This is a genomic window from Pseudomonas sp. GW456-L12, assembly GCF_059424045.1.
On sequence record NZ_JBWKZA010000031.1, the window covers coordinates 48,063 to 69,580 of the forward strand.

Below are 21,518 nucleotides of genomic sequence, written 5' to 3' on the forward strand. Positions count from 1 at the left end.
GCAGCACGCTATCTAAATTTGCCGGTTTTGATACTTTCCCTCAGGATGCGCGCTGAATATGCGTCTAATGTTCGAGTTAGAGCGGTACAAGAAATTGCGTTTGATAATCAATATCATTTGTCATTGTTTATCTACGCGTCATAATGCCCGCCGCCAACTTCTATTACAGAGTCTAGGGAGCTAGCTTGTCCAAGCCTGTCGAACCCTTGCGCTTGCTGCTGCTGGCCGAAGAGCCGGCGTGGGCAGCGTTGTTGCGCGAGTGTCTCGCTCCGTTGGGAGACTCGGTGGTGCTGATCAGTGCGCCGACCTGGGAATCTGTCAGCCGTCTGTTCGATGAAGACCGCTCTGCGATTCTGTTAACCGTTCCCCAACTGCAACCGGCTCCCGGTCGTTGCAGCCTGCCCACGGTATTGCTGCTGGAGCAGGAGCCGTTGAACACGCCCGCCGGCGCCAGCGACTGGCTGGTGAATAAAAACCTCACTGCCGATACGGTGCGCCGTTGCCTGCGCCATGTGCGCGAGCGCGGGGTGTTGGAAAATACCCTGTTGCGCCTGGCCGAGCAGGACCCGCTGACCGGTATCGCCAACCGTCAGGGCTTCCAGACCCTGCTGGCGGCGCGCCTGGCGGAAAACGAAGGACGCGGGCTGGCGCTGGGGCACCTGGACCTGGACAACTTCCGCCATGCCAACGATGCGCTGGGCCACCAGGCCGGCGACCGGTTGATCCTGCAAGTGGTCTCGCGGCTCAAGAGCCAGCTTGAGGCCGGCGACCAGCTGGCGCGCCTGGGCAGCGACGAATTCGCCCTGCTGATCGATACCCGCCGGGCGCCGCAACGCGCCGAGTGGATGGCCGAACGCATCGCCGAAGTCATGGCCGAGCCGTACTGGATCGATGGCGAAAGCCTGCTGATCGGTTGCAGCCTGGGCATCGCCCACGCCAGGGCGAATGCCGGCGCCGACCCGCTGATGTGGCACGCGCACATCGCCATGCAGCAGGCCAAAAGCACCCAGGGCTGTACCTTTCATATCTTCAACGAACGCATCAATCGCAATGCCCGCAGCCTCGCCGACCTGGAAAGCGAACTGCGCAGGGCCTTGCGCCGCGACGAGCTGGAGTTGCACTACCAGCCGCGCCTGAACCTGCATGACGGGCAGATCGTCGGCCTGGAGGCCCTGGTGCGCTGGCGCCACGGCGAGCGCGGGCTGTTGCCGCCGAGCGAGTTCGTGCCCCTGGCCGAGCAGAGCGGCCTGATCGTGCCACTGGGCTACTGGGTGATTTCCCGGGCGCTGCGCGACATGCAGGCCCTGCGCGAACGCGGCCTGGCACCGCTGCACATGGCGGTCAACCTGTCGTTCCGCCAGTTCCAGGACAGCCAGCTGCTGTCGACCCTCAGCCGGCTGATTGCCGAGCGTGGTGTCGAGGCGCAATGGCTGGAATTCGAGTTGACCGAAACCGCGGTGATGCGCCGCAGCGACCTGGTCAAGCAGACCATGGACGCGCTGGGGCGGCTGGGGGTGCGGTTTTCCCTGGACGATTTCGGCACCGGGTTCTCGTCCTTCGTGCACCTCAACAGCCTGCCGATTGCCTTGTTGAAGATCGACAAGAGCTTCGTCGGCGGCATGGAGCAGCGCGAAGAGAACCGCAAGCTGGTGCACGCCATGATCAACCTGGCCCACAACCTCCATCTCGAGGTGGTGGCCGAAGGCGTGGAAACCCCCGAGCAACTGGCCTTGCTGCGCAGCTTCGGCTGCGACCAGGCGCAGGGCTACCTGATCAGCAAGCCGCTGCCGCTGACGGAACTGGTGGAGTACCTGACGTTCGGCAGGAGCCAGCAGGTCCTGGTCGGCGAGGTCATCTGACGGCACTCCGCCGTAGTGGCAGGAGAACCTGCCGCTACAGGGAATCCCGGGCGGTTTGGAAGTTATCCCGCGCGGCAGGCTCCGCGCTTTCCCGGCGAATCATCCGGCGCATCTTCCATTCGAAAGCCAGGGTCAGGCTGATGGCGGCGCACGCCAGCCCCGATGCCAGGCCCCACCACACACCAGTCGCGCCCCAGCCCAGGGTGAATGCCATCAGCCAGGCCGCCGGCGCACCGATCAGCCAATAGCAGCCCAGGCCCACGAGGAAGGTGGTCTTGGCGTCCTTGAGCCCGCGAATCGCGCCCATGGCGATGGTCTGCGTGCCATCGAACAGCTCGAACCAGGCCGCGACCGCCAGCAGGCTGACCGCGAGGTTGATCACGTCGCGAAAGGCTGGGTCGTCATGGTCGAGGAACAGCCCGATCAACTGGTTCGGCAGCAGCCAGAAGACCATGGCGAAACCCAGCATGGCCGCGCCGCCAAAGGCGATCCCGACCCGGCCGGCCATACGCGCGTGCAACAGCTGCCCGGCACCGTAGTGCTGGCCGATGCGCATGGTGATCGCGTAGGAGATCCCGGCCGGCACCATGAAGGCCACGGAAACGATCTGCAGGGCGATCTGGTGCGCCGCCAGCTGGGTGCTGCCCATGGTGCCCATGCACAGCGCTGCGAAGGCGAACAGCCCGACTTCCACCGCGTAGGTGCCGCCGATGGGCAGGCCCAGGCGCCAGAGTTCCCGCAGGTAGTGGCGATTGGGCCGCGCCAGGCCCTGGCGCAGCGGGTAGGCGGCATAGGCCGGGTGGCGCTTGATGTGCCAGGCCAGCGCCAGGGCCATGCAGTTGGCGACGATCGCGGTGACCAGGCCAATCCCCGCCAGGCCCAGCTTCGGCAGGCCGAACATGCCGGTGATCAAGGCGTAGTTGAGCAGGAAGTTGGCCACGGTGCCGGCCAGGCTGATGACCATCACCGGCGTGGCGCGGCCGATGGCGCTGGTGAAGCCGCGCAGGGCCATGAAGCTCAGGTAGCCCGGCAGGGCGAACGGCAGGATCAGCAGGAACTGGCCGGCGGACTGCACGTTGGTTTCGGTCTGGCCGAACAGCAGCAACACCGGCTTGAGGTTCCACAGCAGCAGGCCGGCGACCAGCGCCATCAGCCACGCCAGCCAGAGGCCGGCCTGGGTCAGGCGCGCGGCGCCTTCGATGTCGCCGGCGCCCTGGCGAATCGCGACCAGGGTGCCGACCGCTGCGATCACGCCGATGCAGAAGATCGACACGAACGAATAGGTGGCCGCGCCCAGGCCACCGCCGGCCAGGGCTTCCGGGCTGAGGCGGGCCATCATCAGGGTGTCGGTCAGCACCATCAGCATGTGCGCCAACTGTGAGGCGATCAGCGGCCCGGCCAGCCGCAGGATGGCCCAGAGTTCGGTGCGTGCTGGATGCTGCATGGTCATCGGTCTCGATAGGGGGGAGGGAGTCAAGAGGGTTGATTCTCGGCGCTCTGGGCGACTTTCACAAAGGGATAAAAACGATTGGTGGCATGATTAAAACTCATGCTTGCGGATTCTGGTAAGTTGGCGCCATTGCGCCTGTGGAGTGCTGCCATGCCCCGTCGTCTTCCGCCCCTGTATGCCTTGCGCGCCTTTGAAGCCGCGGCGCGATACAGCTCGTTCACCCGCGCGGCCGAGGAGCTGTCGATCACCCAGAGTGCGGTCAGCCGGCATATCCGTACCCTGGAAGACCACTTCGCCTGCCGGCTGTTCCAGCGCAGCGGGCGCAACCTGCAACTGACCGAAGCCGCGCGCCTGCTGCTGCCAGGCATTCGCGAGGGCTTCACTGCTCTCGAGCGCGCCTGCAATACCTTGCGCGCCGAAGACGGCATCCTGCGCATGAAGGCGCCCTCGACCCTGACCATGCGCTGGCTGCTGGCGCGCCTGAGCCGGTTCCGCCATCTGCAACCGGGCAACGAGGTGCAACTGACCAGTGCCTGGATGGACGTCGATTCGGTGGACTTCAACCAGGAGCCCTTCGACTGCGCGGTGCTGCTGAGCAACGGCCACTTTCCGCCGGACTGGGAGGCCAGCTACCTGTTTCCGGAACTGCTGATCCCGGTGGGCGCGCCGAACCTGCTTAACGACCAGCCGTGGGATGTAGCGCGGCTGGCGGCCACCGAGCTGCTGCACCCGACCCCGGATCGCCGCGACTGGCGCAACTGGCTGGAGCGCATGGGCCTGTCCGAGCAGGTCTCGCTCAAGGGCGGGCAGGTCTTCGACACCCTGGAGCTGGGTATGATCGCCGCGGCCCGCGGCTATGGGGTTTCCATGGGCGACCTGCTGATGGTGGCCGAGGATGTGGCCCAGGGACGCCTGAGCCTGCCCTGGCCGACGGCGGTGGCCAGTGGCGAGAATTACTACCTGGTCTGGCCCAAGACCCGGCCTGGAGGCGAACGTTTGCGCCGCCTCAGCGACTTTCTCCAGAACGAGGTCCGCGCCATGCAATTGCCCGACGTAGAGCGTCTCGGCTGAAACGATGAAGGCCCCGTGACAAGGGGCCTGCGCGATACCCGTCCAGCGCGCTCAAGTATTGATCGGCGCCGCCGAATCCTTGGAAGTGGAACCTTCGTTCTGAAAGGTTCCGACACCTCATTCTTATTAGAACCATTGCCGAGCGTGTGACGCGATCAGGACGATCCGGTCTCTCGGCCAGGAGCTGTCATGCCTCAACCTCGTGCCCGGATCGCCTCGCAGCTTGGTCTCGCACTCGCCGTGGTACTGGCGATCGTGATCAGCGGCAGTACTGTCTTCGCCCTGCGCTCGCTGGACGCCGCCAACCTCGCCACCCGGGAAGAACACCTGGCCAGTGAGGCACGTCTGCTGGCCGACCAGCTCAATACTTTCCACGGCACCCTGCGCGAAAGCACCCAGCGCCTGAGCGGGCTGTTCGAAAAGCGTTTCAGCGGCGGCCTGAGCCTGCACCCGGACCAGCCGGTGGCCGTGGCCGGTACCCAGACCCCGGGCCTGCACCTGGGTGATGTTGTGCTGAACAACAATTTCGAGGAGGTCGACGAGTTCAAGCAGATGACCGCCGGTGTGGCGACGGTGTTCGTGCGCAGCGGCGACGACTTCATCCGCGTCAGCACCTCGCTGAGCAAGCAGGACGGCAGCCGCGCCATCGGCACCCTGCTGGACCACGCGCACCCGGCTTACCAGAAACTCATGGCGGGGCAGAGCTACGTCGGCCGCGCGCTGCTCTTCGAGCGCCTGTACATGACCCAATACACGCCGGTGCGGGACAGCGCCGGCCAGGTGATTGCGGTGCTGTTCGTCGGCTTCGACTACACCGACGCGCAGAACGCCCAGTTCGACAACCTCAAGCGCTTCCGCATCGGCCAGACTGGTTCCCTGGCGTTGCTCGACGAACAGCAAAAGTGGCTGGTGCCGCCGGCCGGCGTGCAGGCCCTGGAACCGGCGGGGGCGACCATCGCTGAACTGGCCAGGCAGCCGGGCAAGGGCAACTTCTGGAGCGACAAGAACGAGGACTTCTACAGTGTCGCCGTCCCTTTCGAAGGTGGGCCCTGGTCGGTGGTGGCGAGCATGCCGAAGGCCGAGATTCGCGCGGTGACCTGGAGCGTCGGCCTGCGGCTGGTCATCGGCAGCCTGTTGGCAATGCTGCTGGCGGTGGGCGCCACGGTCTGGCTACTGCGCAGCAAGCTTGCGCCGCTGGGCGACCTGGTGCGCCAGGCCGATGCCTTGGGTAAAGGCGACCTGAGTGCGCGCCTGAATGTCTCCAGCCAGGATGAGATCGGCCAGTTGGCAGGCAGCTTCAACCAGATGGGCCAGGCCCTGTCGACCATGGTCGAGCACATCCGCAAGGCCGCCGCGGAGGTCAATGGCCGGGCCCAGGCGTTGTCCGGGTTGTCGGGCGGGGCGTACGAGGGCATGGAACAGCAGTCGGGCGAGATCAGCAGCATGGCCGGGGCGGTGGAGGAGTTCAGCGCCACCTCGCTGAACATCGCCGACAACATGGGCAACACCGAACGCCTGGCCCAGGAAAATGCCCAGCAGACCCGGATCGGCCGCACCTCGATGGAGGAAGCCTCGGCGTCGCTGGAGCAGATCGCCGGCGCCTTGAACAGCGCGGCCATGGTGATCAATACCCTGGGCCAGCGCTCCGAGGAAATCGGCGGCATCGTCGGGGTGATCACCGCGATTGCCGACCAGACCAACCTGCTGGCGCTCAACGCCGCCATCGAGGCCGCGCGCGCCGGCGAGCAAGGCCGCGGCTTTGCCGTGGTCGCCGACGAGGTACGCAACCTGGCCTCGCGCACCCGCGAAGCCACCGACGAAATCTCGGGGATGATCAACAGCATCCAGCAGGAAACCGGCAACGCCATCGCCACCATGGAGCAGGGCAATGTGTTGATGCAGGAAGGCCTGTCGCGCAACGCCAATGTCGCCTCGGCCCTGGCGCGCATCGACGAACAGAGCCGCTCGGCCGGCCAGCAGTTCGCCGCGATCACCACCGCGACCCAGGAGCAGAGCAGCACGGCGACCCTGCTCAGCAGCAACCTGCAGAGCATTGCCCTGGCCAACAGCGAACAGCGCGAAGTGGTGTCGAACCTGGCGATCACCGCCAAGGAACTGGAGAAGCTGGCGGCGGACTTGCGCCAGGAGGTCGACCGGTTCCGTTGATAGCGGTTGCGTGGCCGTTGGCCACGGCTGGGGAGGCCGATTGCAAATGCGCGGGGCTGGGCTAAACCATAGGGGCGATTTCCCTACAGGATGCCTTCCCGGCAGGAGCTGACATGTCCCGTCTCACTGGTTTTGCCCTCCGTACCGCCGTGCTGCCCCTGGCGCTGGCCAGCCAGATGGCGTCCAGCCAGGAGGCCGTGGGATTCATCTCCCCGGCTTCCTGGTACACCGCCTTCAACGCTATCGCCCAGGTGGCATGCCATAACTGCTACGAAAAACAGTACGCCGGCACCTTTACCAGCGTGCTCGACAGCGTGCGCACCCTGGAGCTGGACTTCTGGGACCAACGCGATGCGGTCACCGGAGGTTCGCCCCGCCACTGGTTCGTGCGGCACAACCCCGGCAGCCTGTTCCAGTCCGGCAATGACAACAATTGCACCGGCGACGGCAACGGCACCAACGACCTCGAGGCCTGCCTCAACGACATCAAGCTCTGGAGCGACAGCCATCCCGGGCACTTCCCGATTACCCTGATCCTCGACAAGAAGCAGGGCTGGTCGAAGGAAAGCTCCGGGCGTACGCCGAAAGACTTCGATGACCTGGTCAGCCGGATTTTCCAGGGCAAGCTCTACACCCCGGGCGACCTGGCCCAGCACCTGGGTGTCAGCAGCAGTGCCTTGCAGGGCTCGCTCAAGGGCAAGTCCTGGCCGACCGCCAGCCAACTGCAGGGCAAGGTGCTGCTGGTGCTCAACCACTCGGAGAACCAGAAGCTCTCGCAATACGCCGAGGCCCGCACCACCAGCGCCAAGGTGTTCATTTCCCCGGTCACCAACGGCCAGAACGATGTCAGTGGCGAGGTCAGCGGCATGTCCAGGACGTCGTCCGGCTACGTGGCCATGAACAACATGGGCAAGGGCGACAAGCAGTGGGCCGCGCAAGCCTTTGCCTACAGCCACATCGGTCGGGTGTGGGGCGATGACGGCGTGTCATTCACCCAGCACATCGCCGAGAAGGTCAATCTGTCGGCGTATTACAAATTCGCCGAGGCCAAGGATGGCAACGGCTATCGCATCCGGCCGTTCTGAGGTTTCAGCGGGGCTCGGCCGGTTCGGCGAGCCCCGGGTCCACCCGCTTGCCGATATCCCGCAGGCGCGCGAGTTGGTCGACCATGGTCGGCGCTTCATCCAGGCTGCTGACAAAGGTCCACAGGTAGGTCATCACCGCGTACACATGCCCGGCCTTGACCCCCTCGGTCAGGGCCAACTGGCTGATGGCGATCACGAACAGCAGCGCGGCCGCCGAGCCAAGCAGCAGATAGGCCGCCGCCTCGCGGTCCGACAGCCAGATCCGCAGCCGCGACAGTACCCGGTAGTGCCGTTGCAGGGACGTGGCGCCGACCTTGGCCACCAGGCCGATTTCCTTTTCCAGCCGGTCGTTCAGGCGCTCATGCAGCTCCTGATTGCGCCGGGCGAAGCGCGGCAGCAGGGTGACGCACAGCAGCAAGGCCACCAGGCAGGCCAGGCCGACCCAGGGTTCGATCACCAGCAGCATCACCGCCGCGCCGACAATCGAGACCAGCGCGGTGGCGATGGTCGGAACGTGTTTCTCGAAGAAGTCGACGAACTCCCGGGCCAGCACCACCCGCGCCGCGGCGGTGGAGGTGCTCTGGTTCTGCAGGCGCTGGTTGAGGATCACCGGCACCGCGAGGTCGGCGTAGATCCGCGTGAAGGTGCGGGTATCCACTGCCCGCCGCGCGGCCCCGACCACCCAGAACGCCAGCACCACCAGGGCATAGACCAACGCGCTGCCGGCGTCGCCGCGAATGATCGAGTCCACGGCGAACCCAGCAAACAATGGGTAGGCCAGCAGCAACGCGTTCTCCAGCGCCACCAGCGACAAGGTGCAGAACAGCTTGCCGGGGTAGGCGCGGGCGATGGCTTTCAGGGTCTGGCTGGCGGATTGCTGGCCGATTTTCTTGCTTTCATCGATCAGGATTTGTGGGGTAACGGCTGGCATGAGTGCACCGGAGGGAAGATAAGCGCTATTATTGAGCGACTGCTCAATAGTATTTGAGCGATCGCTCAAAACGCAAGCGCCGTCCATCTACCGGTGCCCAGAGGTAATGCCCGCATGTCCCGTACCGACCGCAAAGACCAGATCATCGCCGCCGCCCTGGAGCTGTTCCACAGCAAGGGTTTCGCCGATGTTTCCACCCGCGACCTGGCGGACCACGCCGGCTTGTCCCGCAGCCACATCTATCACTACTTCAGCGACTGGAAGGAGCTGCGCCGCGAAGCCTTCCTGAGCTTTGCCAACGAGCAGCTTGACGAAGTGCGCGGCTCCCTGGGCGATGCGCCGCCGCTACAGGCCCTACAGGAGTTCCTGCGTTATTGCCTGCCGGACTCTGCCGACGACGGCTGGGCGCTATGGCTGGATGCCTGGGATGAAGCCATGCATGACAGTGTCATGGCCGAGACCTACCTGGCGGTGAACATGCAGTGGCAGGCCTTGCTCGGCGGCATCATCGAGGCCGGGGTGCAGGCGCAGGTGTTCCATTGCGCGTCGTCCGCTCGCGCGGCCCGGCAGATCTTCGCCCAGACCATGGGGTATGGCGACGACCTGCTGCTGCAACCTTCGGCCGAGGCCGCCGCAGCGGCACTGGATGAGGTGCTGGAAGTGGCGGGGCTATTGCTGAAGATTCGCTGAGTCCCCTGAGTGGCGTTGTCCCGGCATTGGTGCGGAAATTAAGTTGCTGAAACGATTCATCAGCGCTATAAAAATCCCACAACTCCAATAAAGGCACACGCCCATGACTCCGCTCCGACTGCTGGTCGCTCTTTCCGCGTTCACCGCTGCTTCCCACGCCATGGCCTGGGACTACGTCCTGCTCGATACCGACAAGGCCGCCCAGGCTTTCCATATCACCAGCGCGCAGCTGGGAGTAAAAACCGCCAAGCCTTTTTCCGTGACCCTGCGCACCCTGCATGGCGGGCGGCAGGAAGGGGTGAGCATTGTCGACATCGACAACGGTGCGATGAAGCTCTCGGTAGTGCCGACCCGCGGCATGAATGTGCTGCAGGCCTCCGTCGGCAAGGTGCGCATGGGTTGGGATTCGCCGGTCAAGGAGGTGGTCAACCCGGCGTTCATCGAGCTTAACGGTCGCGGCGGCCTGGGCTGGCTGGAAGGTTTCAACGAACTGGTGACTCGCTGCGGTTATGAGTGGGTCGGGCACCCGGGGATGGATAACGGTGAACTGCTGACCCTCCACGGTCGCGCGGCGAACATCCCGGCGAACAAGGTCACCCTGCATATCGACGAGAAGCCGCCGTACGCCATCAGCCTGCGCGGCGAGCTCAAGGAACAGGCGTTCAAGAAGGTCGATTTCTCGGTGGCTACCGAGCTGGTGACCGAGCCGGGCAGCGTCAGTTTCGCCCTCAACGACACCCTGACCAACAACGGCGACTATCCGAAGGAATACCAGGCGCTGTATCACAGCAACTTCAGCACGCCGTTCCTCGAAGAGGGGGCGAAGTTCGCCGCTGCGGTGAAGCAGGTGTCGCCGTTCAATGACAAGGCCAAGGCCGACCTTGCCGATTGGCAGACCTACCGCGGCCCGACCCGGGATTACGACGAGACCGTCTACAACGTGGTGCCGTACGCCGATGCCCAGGGCGACACCCTGACGGTGCTGCACAACAAGGCCGGCAGCCTCGGTGTGGCGGTGGGCTTCAATACCCGGCAGTTGCCGGTGTTCTCCCTGTGGAAAAACACCGATACCCAGGGCCAGGGCTACGTGACCGGCCTGGAGCCGGGCACCAGTTTCTCCTACAACCGTCGCTACCAGCGCCCGCTGGGCCTGGTGCCGACCATCGAGGCCGGGCAGAGCAAGCAATTCCAGATCCGCTACAGCCTGCTGGCCGACAAGGCGGCTGTGGATAAGTCCCTGGCCGAGATCAGCCAGATCCAGAACGGTCGGCAGGCCGAAGTACGGCCGACGCCACTGGTGGACCTGAGCAAGGAGTGATTCTCCTCAACTCGCGGCCGGCCGGTATTGCAGCGCTTCGGCCAGGTGCTCGCGGCTGATCTGCTCGGCCTGCTCGAGGTCCGCCAGGGTACGGGCGACCTTGAGCAGGCGGTGGGCGGCGCGCAGGGACAGGGTCAGGCGTTCGCAGGCGGTTTCCAGCCAGCGCTCGTCGGTTGTGGATAACTGGCAATGCCGGCGCAGGCCCGGCAGATCGAGAAAAGCATTGGCGCAACCCTGGCGCCGTTGTTGCCGCTCCCTGGCGCGGGCCACCAGGGCCGCGGCTTGCGCGGTGTTATCCCCAGCCTGGGGCTTGGGGTTGAGGGCGGTACTTTCCCGGGCCACGGTCAGGTGCAGGTCGATGCGGTCGAGCAGCGGCCCGGAGAGTTTGTTGCGATAACGCTGGATCTGCTCCGGGGTGCAGCGGCAGCGGCCACTGGGCTCGCCAAGATATCCACAGGGGCAAGGGTTCATCGCCGCCACCAGCTGAAAACGCGCCGGAAAATGCACCCGGTCGCGAGCCCGGGCGATGACAATCTGCCCAGACTCCAGCGGCTCGCGCAGCACCTCCAATACCTTGCGATCGAATTCCGGCAACTCATCGAGAAACAGCACACCGTGGTGGGCCAGGGTAATTTCCCCGGGTTGTGGTTTTGAGCCTCTGTCGCTTTTCGAAATAGATGCGAAAGCGCTAAGCTAGAGCCTGCTGAATACCGTTCGCAGCTGCTCAAATAGATGCGAAAAAGTTTCGATATAGCTGCGACAGGATTGAGAATGAATGGAAATAGATGCGACCGGCCTAGGCAGGTCCGAAAGATCAAATCGACCTGGCGCAGTGTTTCAGGTTTTCTGCCGTTCCGAGGCGTTGGAGGCATTCCGTTTGAGTCGCTGCTGGAGCGAGATTTCCTCAAGCGCATGAGGTTCAACTATCGGGTGGAGACGGTGATCGCGCAGCCGGTGACAGTCGATTTCATCGATCCATCGGGGCGTGCTAATACCTACACACCAGATTTTCTCGTCTATTACCACCAAGGTAATGTCGTTCCTGAGCAATACATCAGACCGATGCTCGTCGAGGTGAAGCCCGCTTACGAGTGGCGAAACAATTGGCGTGCCTGGCGTGGGAAATGGAAGGCTGCACGTCGATATGCGCAGCAGGAAGGTTGGACGTTCAGCATCTATGACGAGTCCAGGATCCGGGGTCAGGCTCTGGAGAACATCGTGTTCCTCGAGCGTTTTGAGCGATATACCTTCGATCAGGAAGACATCGACATGGTGCTCAACACCATCAGAGGCATGGAAGTGGCCCCGGTCCACTACCTGCTCGCCCGTCACTTCAATGGCATCTACAGAGGGCGTGGGGTTTCATTGCTCTGGCACTTGATTGCTGTTGGCCTGGTCCAGTGTGACATTAACGAGCCGCTGAGCGAGTACCTTGAACTGTGGGTGGTCACGCCATGAACATTTACGAGGTTGATACCGAGGAGTATCTCCAGCCGTTCGAGCCGTCCAGGGCACGAGTACCGATCGAGGTTGGTGCAATGGTTCGCCGGGAAAAGGAAATATTCCGCATCGTTCAGATTCTGGATTTCCAGACCGTGATCGGTCTTGAAGTTGAAACTGGCAAGTGCGTATCACTGCGAGTGCCCGATCTCAAAGCTGTCGAGCAAGACAAGCTTGACGGCCTGTACGTCAACTACGATGTCTCGACGATCAGCTCTGACGAATGGGCAATCGCTCAGCAGCGTTTCTCGGCGATCAAACCTTTCATCAATGACTCGATCATCAAGCGTGACAGTGTGGAAACGCGCGCGAAGGAAGTTGGCGTCGACACTGCAACGCTTTATCGGTGGTTGGAGCGCTATCGCAACTGGCATGAGGTACTGGCGCTGGTGCCCCGCAAAAGAGGTTGGAAAGCGGGCAGTAGCCGCTTGACGATTCAGGCCGATAAGCTCATCAGCAATGTGATTGATGAGTTCTATCTGACCCCCAATCGCAAGTCTGTCCAGTCCACCATCAAAGAGATTGAGGAGCGCGCAAAAAACATGGGGATTGAGCCTCCTGGCGCGTCGGCCGTCCGGGCAAGGATCAAAAACATCCCGGAGAAAATTGTTTTGCGCCGGCGTGGGTATGCAGATAAGGCTCGTAACCGTCACACGCCTTCAGTAGGGCAGTTTCCTGGTGCGGACTATCCGTTGGCGATCGTGCAGATCGACCATACCCCGATTGACCTGATCATTGTGGATGATCGTCATCGCAAACCTATCGGTCGACTGTGGTTGACGCTGGCGATCGATGTGTACTCCCGGATGATAACCGGATACTACCTGGCCTTGGAGGAGCCTTCGGCGATATCCGTAGGTATGTGTTTGGCGCACTCTTTCCTGCCGAAAGAGAATTGGCTTTTACTACACAAGGTAGAGGGTGACTGGCCTGTCTGGGGGTTCCCGCGCGTAGTTCATTCTGACAACGGAGCCGACTTCAAAGCTGAAGACATCCGACGCTCATGTTCGAACTACAATATCGAGAACAATTTCCGCCCCAAGAAAAATCCGAAATATGGCGGTCATATCGAGCGACTGCTCGGCACCTTCATGACGATGCTGCATGAGCTGCCTGGCACTACGTTCGGTAATATCACTGATCGTGATGGCTACGACTCAGACAAGCATTCCGCTTTGACAATGGATGAATTCGAGCGCTGGTTGGTGATGACCATCATCCTCTACCACAACGAAAACCATTCTGCGCTGTACATGAGTCCATCTCGGAAATGGCATCTCGGCTTCTTCGGTAACCGTGAGTTGGACCCTTTAGTATGCATTCCGCCGAGACCTAACGATCCGCATACACTGCAGTTGGATTTCATGCCGCACTACGAACGGACCGTGCAGACCTATGGGGTGCAGATCGACGTCTTGTATTACTCTGATGCGCTGCGGCATTGGATCAACACCAAAGATCCAGAGACCGGGCTTGCGCGGAAATTTGTCTTCAGGCGCGATCCGAGAGATATCAGCGTGATCTGGTTCTATGACCCGGTGCTCAAGCAATATTTCCGGGTGCCTGTGGCCAACCAGGCGTTCCCTGCTACCACTGTCTGGGAGTTTCGCGCAGCTAAGCAGCAGGCGGTTGATGAGGGGCGTAAGCACATCGACGAGGCCCTCATCAGCAAGATTATTATCGAACGTCGGGCGCTGGTAGACGAGGCGATCTCAACCACCAAAAAGGCCCGGCGTGCTGCTCAGAAGCATAAAGTGCACAGCAAAAACAAAACGCCTGCTCAGCCAAACAAACCGTTTTCGAATCCTGTACCAGCTCCAGTCATCCCTGTTGCCGAAGGACTGCTACTCGGTGATGTTGAATTTGAGGGTGATATCCAATGATGGGCTACGCGCACCTGCACACGGATTTCCGGCCAGTTTTGGACCTGTCGGATCGGGAGCGCATCCTCTTTATGGGGGAGCCGCGGTGGATCGCCTATAAATCGGCAGTCAGGATCTTGGAAACCCTGAATTCGCTAATCGACGCTCACAAGCGACCTCGAATGCCAAACCTGCTCTTGGTTGGAGAACCGAACAACGGGAAAACAACGTTGATCCGTCAGTTCGTGAAGACCCATGGACAGGGCTACGTGAATGAAGACAGTGAGCCTGTAAGGCCTGTCATTTTGGCTGAGTCACCTACCTCCGCCGATGAGAAAGAGTTGTACGTCGCGATCTTGGAGCAGATGTGGATGCCCTACCGGGCCACCGACAGTAAGGTCAAACTCAGGTATCAGGTGATTCACGCACTGCGCGAGTTGAAGGTCAGGATGTTGATCATTGACGAGATTCACTCGATGCTCACGGGCTCAGCGATCAAGCAGCGCGAAGTCATGAACGCCCTCAAGCTGTTGTGCAACACGTTGATGATTCCGATCGTGGGCGTGGGCACCCCGGACGCCGTTCAGATCCTGCACCTCGATCCCCAGCATGCCAGCCGTTTCGATGTCATCAAGCTTGAAACCTGGAAACTGGACGCTGACTTTCAGCGTCTGCTGAAAGCCTTCGAGCTGGTACTCCCACTCAAGAAGCCTTCAAACCTGTTTCAACCAGAACTGGCTCAGCTCCTCCACTCGATCTCAGGCGGCAACACAGGCGACCTGCACAGCCTCTTGGTAGAATGTGCAACGGAAGCGATTACCTCTGGTAAGGAATGTATTGATCGACCGCTCATCGAGAGTAAGTCGTGGAAGCGTCCTACACGTGGCATCCGGCAGCTCATGGTCTGAATCCTAGATGGCCGTTGACTCCGCAGTTACTGCCTGACGAGCTGTTCTCATCATGGTTGGTGAGAACGGCGTTGGCCCATGCTTGCACACCAGAGACACTCACCGATAACGCTTGGCCAAAATCTCGAATCTGGTGCATCGACCTAGATAGGGGGCTGAGTGAATCGCGTCTTGCGGTTTTGGCGCAGCTCACCGGCGTGAGCGTTGCGGATTTGACGGCAAGCACCCTGCTTCTGGTCGCACATGCGTTGCATCCTGATGCCTTCCTGCAGATCAGCAACCTGTGGCCATGGATATTGGTGCTGGGATGTCGAAACCACTTCCATGCCGGTGGTCTCCAGTGCTGCCCTGGATGCATGGATGAACCAGCGCCTCATTATCTGATTCAAGATCGGCTCGCCTGGCATACCTCCTGTCCTTTGCATCGATCACTTCTGGTCGACCGCTGCCCCCGTTGTTTTTCAGCATTGCAGCCTGGCTTGCTCCGGGTGGGGAACAGCCTCGCTCAGTGTCATCATTGCGGAGAGCACTTCAGCATTGCTGCTCCACTTTCTTGTTCGGAAGAGGCACTGGCTTTCCAGAGATTTGCAGATGGGTTGTACGGTAAAAGCACAGCATTTGGTCAGGCTGAGGTGGGCTTTGCCGAGTGGATGTTCGTCGCTCGCGTCATTATCAGTCTGCTTCGAAGTGTCGTTCGTCATCCCACTGCCTCGTCTCGTCTTTTCTGTCAATTGATGGAGGTCGATGTCGGTGCGTGCCCAACGTCATCGCTGGGTTTGCCGTTCGAATACCTGCAACCCGCTGAGCGTTCTGCCCTGATCGGACCCGCTTGGGTGATAATGCAAGCGGGGCCCGAGCGCTTCATCGAGTGTGCAACGCGAGCCTCGCTTCCGCACTCGCTACTCCCGATACCGGTGCGAGATGCGCCGGAGATTTTGACTCACATGGCTTCGGCTTTAAGCTGTCGGCCACGTTGCTCCCCGGATATGACTGAACACAACCACACCCGTAATCCTCTTGGCGTCTGGCGAATGTGGTTACGTTTGCAGAGAAGGATTCGTAGAGATGGTTTCCACTGAAGTGGACCGTGCTGCAGGTTGTCACGAATGTGGTCGTGCCATGGTGAAGGCCAAGAAGGTCCATAACCACTGCCGCTATTGCGAGAGCTGTTACGCGCGCCTTTTCAAGCGCCGCCTATGTCCAGGGTGTGGCAATTTTGGCCGTCTACCGATTTTTGACCTGGCAGCCCTATGCGGCGCCTGTGAGCGTGCAGGCCCCTGTGTGCGATGTGGCAAGACAGAGTTCGCCATCGGCATGCGGTCCGAGTATGGCCCGGTGTGTAAATCCTGTGTCCCATATTTTCGCGAGCCTGAGCCTTGTCAGGCCTGCGGCAAGCTCTCCCAGCGTTTGGCGGTCAGTACCAAGACGGGACTGCGCAGTTGCAACAAGTGTCGGGAGACCACGGGGGCTACCTGTCCAAGTTGTATGCGGTATCGCGTGCTGATTGCTGATCATGACGGTGTTCTGCGTTGTAAGGCGTGTATCGCCGGAGGCGAGCGTCCATGCGAAAGCTGCGGAGTCGCGATGCCGGCAGGCCGCGCACGGACGTGTGAAACCTGCTATTGGACGAGCTTGTTCAATAGGCGCGTCGCTGTGAACCTGGCTGGCTTCACGAGTCCACGTATCCAGCAGCTTTACGAGTCATTTTCGCAGTGGCTTTTGATGCGAAATGGGCCACACAAAGCCGCTTTGAACATCAATGTTCATTACTCGTTCTTTGCGCAGCTTGATGACCTATGGGGTGAGGTTCCTACCTACGATAACCTGCTGAAGGCCTTCGGTGCAGCTGGGTTGCGTCAGGCTGAGAACCCTATGCGTTGGCTCCAGGAGATTGGAGCAGTCATTGTGAGTGCTGAGAAGCGTGATGAGCATACAGAGCAACGTCGGGTGTCCGAGATGTTGTCGGAATTCCCCGACTTCTGGTCCAACCAGTTGCTGCATGGGTATCACGCAGAGTTGGCACTGCGCATCGAGCGCAGCGAGACGGATTTGCGCTCAGTACGAATAGCCCTGCGCGCGGCGCTGAATTTCCTCAAGCATGCCGGGCTGGCTCCTCAAACGATTCCCAAAATGAAAGTACTGGAAGCCTTTTGGCGCAGTTCACCGGGTCAGGTCGCAGCAGTGACAGGTTTTGTCGGATATCTCAACAAAAGCTATAACGCCCAGCTGCGATCCCGCCCCGAGAAACGTTGGCTCGAAAAGGCCAGAAGGGATAAGGCCGAGCGCGAATTGGTCGCTCTGCTGAAAGGTGGCGCCTATGTAGAGTCTGAAACCATTTGGATTGGAAAGGCGCTGGCCTATTTTCACAACATTCGTAGAGTGAACCGGAAAACGCTCGTCTATCGACCAGAGAGCTTCAAGGGGGAGGCTGGCTTCAGCATTGAGTATGAAGGTCAGGTGCTCTGGGTCCCATCAGCGAGCACCTACACACGCGAACCGGCAGCCGCCCGAGCTACTCCAGAACAACGCCTGCTTGAAAGAAGACGTTGATCAGCCTCGTGCGATAGCGCATCTCTTGGTCTATGGAGCGGTGTGCGAAGACTATGGAGTTCGGGGGAAACGTTTTCATGATGTTTTTGAAAATCCCCAGATTGTTTCTGATGCGCGAAGTCACCGTCTCTACAAACTGCTGAAACTCGACGGGGTCTGCGGTGTGAGCTTTCATCAGGACACCCGAAAACCCACGAGGATTAGGGTACTTTTCGCTTGGTTCCTGACGCTCTATCTCGAAGCAGAAGAAGGTTTCGTGATCAATCACGATTCGCAGGACCATGAGACCTCGGCGTTGAGAGCTCCAAGGTTCTAGGTTTACCCAGTTCCACGCCGCAGTCTGCGTCCAATCGAGTCCATTCCGGTTGAAAAGAATGACTCGGGGCGGGGTCGATGTGCCGTAGTTTGGAGGTGCATACCAGCTCACCTCTTTCACACGCTCAGGGTTGTTGCGCTTGATAGAGAGAAAGGCATTCCAGATGTCGAGCAAAAAACCTTGGGACTCCAAGGCGACGTCAGCGATATGCTCCGATTTGCCGATATTTTTGCCGTCCCCGGTCCCATCACCGCTGGAGTACGTCTCTACCTCTGGTGGTTCAGGTCCGCGCCGACCACGGTTGGTTTCCTTAACCGTTTTGATTTTTTTGACGGGGCGTTTTGAACCCAAGATTTGAAATGGCGGAAGCTTAACTATAACTTTTCCAGCCTGGGCGTCAGGTGTCACATAGGACTCTTCTGCTAGGAGCTCGTCCGCACGAGCTGTTCTGGTGGGTTGAGGCAGAACAGTGCGGCCGCCATCTTCGCCACCATTGCTATTGAATGTTTCTCTGAATAACTCAACCTCTCGTCCTTCGGGTTGGGATGAGCCTCTTAGGTCCAAGCACAAAAACGTCTGTCCTTGGTTGATCCATCGGCCGCGACAGAGTAACTCGCCTAAGCCTTGGAACCACGGCTTAACCTCTGGGAAGATCTTAGTGTTCGGTTCCGAAGCGATGATTGCAGAATTAAGCCTCCTCACTTGGGTTTCTGTGTAGTCGTCATACAGAAGGTGTGCCAAGAAGACAGCGTCAGAGTTGCGCATGATGTTCGTAGGCTTAATGAGCCATCGGAAAGCATCGGGTTTGTCGCACTGGAAGAAAACTGACTTCGCCTCGGCGAAAGTGAGAGTACTGAGAGCTTTGCAGACAGCCATATTATTCGCATATGCCCGCACAAAAAACTCCATGCATGGCACGAGAAGGTTTTTCTTGTCTGGCAGCTTGAAGCTGATCAGTTTGCAAGCATCGCGTCTATATTTAAGCGGATATTCATTATCGTGGAAGATGTGACCTAGCCCTCCGTCAATGAGCTCTGCTCTAGACGTGATACTGTAACCTTCTGGTGAGAAATTTACACTGAACTTCCTGAGTGTCATTTCTGTATCGGCAATGCATTGGCCCTCACGCCAGATGCTTCCTTGTCGGTAATGAGGCAAAGCAGTAAGTGGTACCACCGCCCGAGAGTTTGGGCCGGGAATGTTGTTGTAAAGTGTTTTGAACATCACCTCTACCTCGGGAATAGTCCGTTCTCCCCGAGTATTGACTTGTATCGAGTTATACCACCAAACGATATTGTCTCCTTTCAATTTCAGTACGTCGCTGTGTGGGTGTCGAAGGTCAGCACGTGGGTAGCAAAACTCGATTCGCTTAACTGGGTGATTCAAAACGCAGCGCTCCATGCAATTGGACGGCTATCAAGAGGTTGCATAGTTCTACGGCCGTAAGCGATACCAGGGCTTCGCTTGCACTCATTATCTTTTGCAGCAGTTTGCAAGTTCTTCAGCCGGATCTGGACTACTTCCATGATCTTCCAAAATCAACCGCACTCCATTTGGACGAAGCTCGATTCTTGATACTGAATGCGTACGCTTCCGGTCCCAATACCATGTATGTCTTTTTTAAGTTTGATTGTGTTGGGCCTCGTTCTTTCCAGTAGATCCAGGTGTCGAAAAATGGCCGATCTCTTTCTTCCAGATCATGGCGAAGGGTCAGGATCTGTGATGCTGTAGGCACGTGATCTTTTTGGGCCTCGTGAGGCACAGACATGTCCAGTGCTTGGAAGAAACGTGAGGTGCTGAACCCTTGGGTCGATACCTCGTGAGTTCTCAGTACACTCATGAGATCAGCGAAGTGGTCGCTGTTTAAATAGGTCGAAAGTTGAAAATCATCGGAGATGGGGAAGAGAAAAAACCTAGGGTTTTCACCCCGAGAGGTAAGTGAGAGCTCAAAGTCTCCCCTCATGGAAAACAGGCAATCAAAGCTTGCCGCTCCATTTACGAAAAGAAATTGCTGCATATCGATATCCAGCGCTCTCATGCTCTGCGCCAGTCGTGCCAATCCATTCATACGCATAAAGTCTGCCTCTTGTTGTACAGGGACCTGAAGTTGCTGAGGGTGTAGTCGCTTATCTGCACCAGTGAATACGGCCGTTCTTGAGCCAAAAGTGCGAACGACAACCGCTGTTCAGCCACACCGACGGATGAAGCGAGGGATGGCCAGCAGCATTGACGCTGTAGTCCCACCTCGGCCTTGCTTCATCAATCACCAGAAGCTCAATCGTGCGGCCACACCCGCAAGGACACTGCAGCCCGATACACCAATCCTCGCGTCCATCTTTTGCAAGAACGATCGTGCGGATCGGCATCTTGGAGGGGAGTGAGTCCCCCTCGACGACAACGAGTTGCCGAGGAGGAAGCAGATATTCAAACCTGAGGACGAGTTTGCGGAAAAATGCCATGAGCTTGCTCATCACACGGCTCCCAAGGGCGGAAGGCCCAGCAGAGGTTCTTGTGCTCCTTGAGCAAGAGCAGGGTTTTCACTCTTTGGAAGAGCGCTTTCAGCTTCGTATTCTTCATAACAACCGGAAAGGGAAAACTTACTGCGCGCATAGCTGTGGTTGGGGTCTTCACGGAACGGGAAGGCGCGAGCAATAAATTCATTCACGCATGCGCTGGCTGCCCGCATGTTCAACGTAATGACGGACGGTGCCTCTTCTGGAATGCCAGAGATGTACCCCTGTTTTACCTGTTCGCTATGGGCCTTGGGATCCGTGTTCCTCAGCTCTTCGGCACTAAGCGACTGCGCGGTGTAAACGCTGCGGTCAAAAAGCGTTGAACCGCCTGGCCGAACATAGTCGATCCGCCCCTGTACATCATGGATTTGGCGGACTCCCTTACTGGACAAGCGTGTTGGGATTGTCACGCCGACATCGAACAGCGGAACAAGAAAGCTCGATGCCATCAGGTCGCAGATCAATCTTCCCTGATGGGAGTCGACGCAACAGAAGATGACGTCGGCATCAGCCACAGCTACTACGGCTTCCCTGCTAAACACCGTCTTGTTAATGGCCTGAGCGATTTTCGAGCCGCGAATCTGCTCTATGGCGTCAGCGAAGACGTCAACCTTGGCGCGAGAGTCCTTCGCGTCTTTTTGCGTGGAGTTGAGGATCCGGTTGAGGTTTTTATGTTCGACCTGGTCGTGGTCAATCAGGATCAACCTGCCGAAGCCGAGACGGGTGAGTTGTTCTGCCACAATCGAGCCGGTCCCCGAGACACCAATCACCGCTGCGGTGAGATGACCGATGGTGGTTGTCATTCCGGAGGTGAAGGCCAGCACCGTTTGCTGCTCAGATGAGTCGGGGAACCAGTAGTGGATGTCATCTCCCGGAACAGTCACCATGGCGATGTCCTCAGGAGAGCCGCCACCATGGTAGACCCGCGCTCGCATGGCCCCATCGGGTGTCATGATGGCTGAGCCATGGATCGCTTCTACTCCCTGGAACAGGGAGACCATGGTGCCCGAGTCGCTCTCATCATCCACACCAGAGAACTGGAACAACCCCCCCGGGTGAGAATGAACAAGGATGATCGAGCGCGATTGGGGAAGCGCTTCATCAATCGCTTTTTCGAGGTAGGCACCTGGCCAGGTGATAGTGTGTGGTTGCCTGACTGTGCACTCCTCATAAGGCACTAAAATCAGCTCCTTCGACAGGAGTTTGAGCGCGGAGCCAGGTGTGCGGGTACAGATGAGAATAGCCGCGGCCTCTTTACCGTCCCCCGGGAACAGATGTTCCCGGAGAGTGGTGTAGATC

17 protein-coding genes and 1 pseudogene are annotated in these 21,518 nt (G+C 59.6%); 11 read left to right on the top strand and 7 right to left on the bottom strand.

What is annotated here, in order from left to right:
- Positions 1-185 precede the first annotated feature (185 nt).
- Positions 186-1,859, top strand: coding sequence for a putative bifunctional diguanylate cyclase/phosphodiesterase (locus AC07Y9_RS27025; RefSeq protein WP_007932415.1), 1,674 nt, complete (start codon positions 186-188; stop codon positions 1,857-1,859).
- Between the two features lie 34 nt (positions 1,860-1,893).
- On the opposite strand, the gene AC07Y9_RS27030 is transcribed toward AC07Y9_RS27025, so the two are convergent.
- Positions 1,894-3,303 carry a NorM family multidrug efflux MATE transporter gene (locus AC07Y9_RS27030; protein WP_173679761.1) on the bottom strand — a complete coding sequence of 470 codons (1,410 nt, stop codon included), beginning with the start codon at positions 3,301-3,303 and terminating at the stop codon, positions 1,894-1,896.
- 156 nt (positions 3,304-3,459) lie between these two features.
- Between AC07Y9_RS27030 and AC07Y9_RS27035 the strand changes: the two genes are divergently transcribed.
- From AC07Y9_RS27035 to AC07Y9_RS27045, 3 genes are all read left to right on the top strand, one after another.
- Positions 3,460-4,380, top strand: coding sequence for a LysR substrate-binding domain-containing protein (locus AC07Y9_RS27035; protein WP_053263096.1), 921 nt, complete (start codon positions 3,460-3,462; stop codon positions 4,378-4,380).
- A gap of 189 nt (positions 4,381-4,569) precedes the next feature.
- Entirely contained in the window at positions 4,570-6,546 is a 1,977-nt protein-coding gene (locus AC07Y9_RS27040) for a methyl-accepting chemotaxis protein (protein WP_102678936.1), read from the top strand.
- 113 nt (positions 6,547-6,659) lie between these two features.
- Positions 6,660-7,631, top strand: coding sequence for a Ca2+-dependent phosphoinositide-specific phospholipase C (locus AC07Y9_RS27045; RefSeq protein ID WP_053263094.1), 972 nt, complete (start codon positions 6,660-6,662; stop codon positions 7,629-7,631).
- 4 nt (positions 7,632-7,635) lie between these two features.
- On the opposite strand, the gene AC07Y9_RS27050 is transcribed toward AC07Y9_RS27045, so the two are convergent.
- Complete coding sequence (locus AC07Y9_RS27050; RefSeq protein WP_007926634.1) at positions 7,636-8,562, bottom strand: ABC transporter six-transmembrane domain-containing protein; 927 nt, start codon at positions 8,560-8,562, stop codon at positions 7,636-7,638.
- 114 nt (positions 8,563-8,676) lie between these two features.
- On the opposite strand from AC07Y9_RS27050, the gene AC07Y9_RS27055 reads away from it, so the two are divergent.
- Positions 8,677-9,252, top strand: coding sequence for a TetR/AcrR family transcriptional regulator (locus AC07Y9_RS27055; protein WP_087087564.1), 576 nt, complete (start codon positions 8,677-8,679; stop codon positions 9,250-9,252).
- Positions 9,253-9,355: 103 nt separating this feature from the next.
- Positions 9,356-10,570, top strand: a complete 1,215-nt coding sequence (locus AC07Y9_RS27060; RefSeq protein ID WP_102678935.1) for an aldose 1-epimerase family protein — start codon at positions 9,356-9,358, stop codon at positions 10,568-10,570.
- Positions 10,571-10,576: 6 nt separating this feature from the next.
- On the opposite strand, the pseudogene AC07Y9_RS27065 reads toward AC07Y9_RS27060, so the two are convergent.
- Positions 10,577-11,227: pseudogene (locus AC07Y9_RS27065) on the bottom strand (ATP-binding protein); the annotation flags it as partial.
- A gap of 255 nt (positions 11,228-11,482) precedes the next feature.
- Here AC07Y9_RS27065 and AC07Y9_RS27070 point away from each other — a divergent pair.
- The 5 genes from AC07Y9_RS27070 (at position 11,483) to AC07Y9_RS27090 (ending at position 17,390) form a co-directional block, all read left to right on the top strand.
- On the top strand, positions 11,483-12,028 hold the full coding sequence (locus AC07Y9_RS27070) for a TnsA endonuclease N-terminal domain-containing protein (protein ID WP_102678955.1): 546 nt from the start codon (positions 11,483-11,485) through the stop codon (positions 12,026-12,028).
- Positions 12,025-13,953: a TnsB C-terminal domain-containing protein gene (locus AC07Y9_RS27075; RefSeq protein WP_102678934.1), complete on the top strand. Its 1,929-nt coding sequence runs from the start codon at positions 12,025-12,027 to the stop codon at positions 13,951-13,953. Before AC07Y9_RS27070 ends, AC07Y9_RS27075 begins: the two co-directional genes overlap by 4 nt.
- A complete protein-coding gene (locus tag AC07Y9_RS27080) occupies positions 13,950-14,840 on the top strand; it encodes a TniB family NTP-binding protein (protein WP_102678933.1) in 891 nt (296 codons plus the stop codon). The genes AC07Y9_RS27075 and AC07Y9_RS27080 overlap by 4 nt, the downstream gene beginning before the upstream one ends.
- Positions 14,798-15,919: a TniQ family protein gene (locus tag AC07Y9_RS27085; protein WP_102678932.1), complete on the top strand. Its 1,122-nt coding sequence runs from the start codon at positions 14,798-14,800 to the stop codon at positions 15,917-15,919. Before AC07Y9_RS27080 ends, AC07Y9_RS27085 begins: the two co-directional genes overlap by 43 nt.
- A 574-nt stretch (positions 15,920-16,493) precedes the next feature.
- Positions 16,494-17,390 carry a hypothetical protein gene (locus AC07Y9_RS27090; RefSeq protein ID WP_256580883.1) on the top strand — a complete coding sequence of 299 codons (897 nt, stop codon included), beginning with the start codon at positions 16,494-16,496 and terminating at the stop codon, positions 17,388-17,390.
- Here AC07Y9_RS27090 and AC07Y9_RS27095 read toward each other — a convergent pair.
- From AC07Y9_RS27095 to AC07Y9_RS27110, 4 genes are all read right to left on the bottom strand, one after another.
- Complete coding sequence (locus AC07Y9_RS27095; RefSeq protein WP_219735049.1) at positions 17,353-18,930, bottom strand: hypothetical protein; 1,578 nt, start codon at positions 18,928-18,930, stop codon at positions 17,353-17,355. The genes AC07Y9_RS27090 and AC07Y9_RS27095 overlap by 38 nt on opposite strands.
- 292 nt (positions 18,931-19,222) lie before the next feature.
- Positions 19,223-19,780 (bottom strand): DUF6037 family protein, encoded by a 558-nt coding sequence (locus tag AC07Y9_RS27100; protein WP_102678930.1) that lies wholly within the window; start codon positions 19,778-19,780, stop codon positions 19,223-19,225.
- Between the two features lie 52 nt (positions 19,781-19,832).
- Entirely contained in the window at positions 19,833-20,177 is a 345-nt protein-coding gene (locus AC07Y9_RS27105) for a ubiquitination-like system serine protease family protein (protein WP_256580882.1), read from the bottom strand.
- A complete protein-coding gene (locus AC07Y9_RS27110; protein WP_102690492.1) occupies positions 20,177-21,517 on the bottom strand; it encodes a ThiF family adenylyltransferase in 1,341 nt (446 codons plus the stop codon). The genes AC07Y9_RS27105 and AC07Y9_RS27110 overlap by 1 nt, the downstream gene beginning before the upstream one ends.
- Position 21,518: the final 1 nt, after the last annotated feature.

What these genes read in the sequence shown, in the direction of transcription:
- AC07Y9_RS27030 (WP_173679761.1), bottom strand. Translation starts at nt 3,303, where the DNA reads ATGCAGCATCCAGCACGCACCGAACTCTGGGCCATCCTGCGGCTGGCC.
- AC07Y9_RS27035 (WP_053263096.1), top strand. Translation starts at nt 3,460, where the DNA reads ATGCCCCGTCGTCTTCCGCCCCTGTATGCCTTGCGCGCCTTTGAAGCC.
- AC07Y9_RS27040 (WP_102678936.1), top strand. Translation starts at nt 4,570, where the DNA reads ATGCCTCAACCTCGTGCCCGGATCGCCTCGCAGCTTGGTCTCGCACTC.
- AC07Y9_RS27045 (WP_053263094.1), top strand. Translation starts at nt 6,660, where the DNA reads ATGTCCCGTCTCACTGGTTTTGCCCTCCGTACCGCCGTGCTGCCCCTG.
- AC07Y9_RS27050 (WP_007926634.1), bottom strand. Translation starts at nt 8,562, where the DNA reads ATGCCAGCCGTTACCCCACAAATCCTGATCGATGAAAGCAAGAAAATC.
- AC07Y9_RS27055 (WP_087087564.1), top strand. Translation starts at nt 8,677, where the DNA reads ATGTCCCGTACCGACCGCAAAGACCAGATCATCGCCGCCGCCCTGGAG.
- AC07Y9_RS27060 (WP_102678935.1), top strand. Translation starts at nt 9,356, where the DNA reads ATGACTCCGCTCCGACTGCTGGTCGCTCTTTCCGCGTTCACCGCTGCT.
- AC07Y9_RS27070 (WP_102678955.1), top strand. Translation starts at nt 11,483, where the DNA reads ATGAGGTTCAACTATCGGGTGGAGACGGTGATCGCGCAGCCGGTGACA.
- AC07Y9_RS27075 (WP_102678934.1), top strand. Translation starts at nt 12,025, where the DNA reads ATGAACATTTACGAGGTTGATACCGAGGAGTATCTCCAGCCGTTCGAG.
- AC07Y9_RS27080 (WP_102678933.1), top strand. Translation starts at nt 13,950, where the DNA reads ATGATGGGCTACGCGCACCTGCACACGGATTTCCGGCCAGTTTTGGAC.
- AC07Y9_RS27095 (WP_219735049.1), bottom strand. Translation starts at nt 18,930, where the DNA reads ATGTTCAAAACACTTTACAACAACATTCCCGGCCCAAACTCTCGGGCG.
- AC07Y9_RS27100 (WP_102678930.1), bottom strand. Translation starts at nt 19,780, where the DNA reads ATGCGTATGAATGGATTGGCACGACTGGCGCAGAGCATGAGAGCGCTG.
- AC07Y9_RS27105 (WP_256580882.1), bottom strand. Translation starts at nt 20,177, where the DNA reads ATGAGCAAGCTCATGGCATTTTTCCGCAAACTCGTCCTCAGGTTTGAA.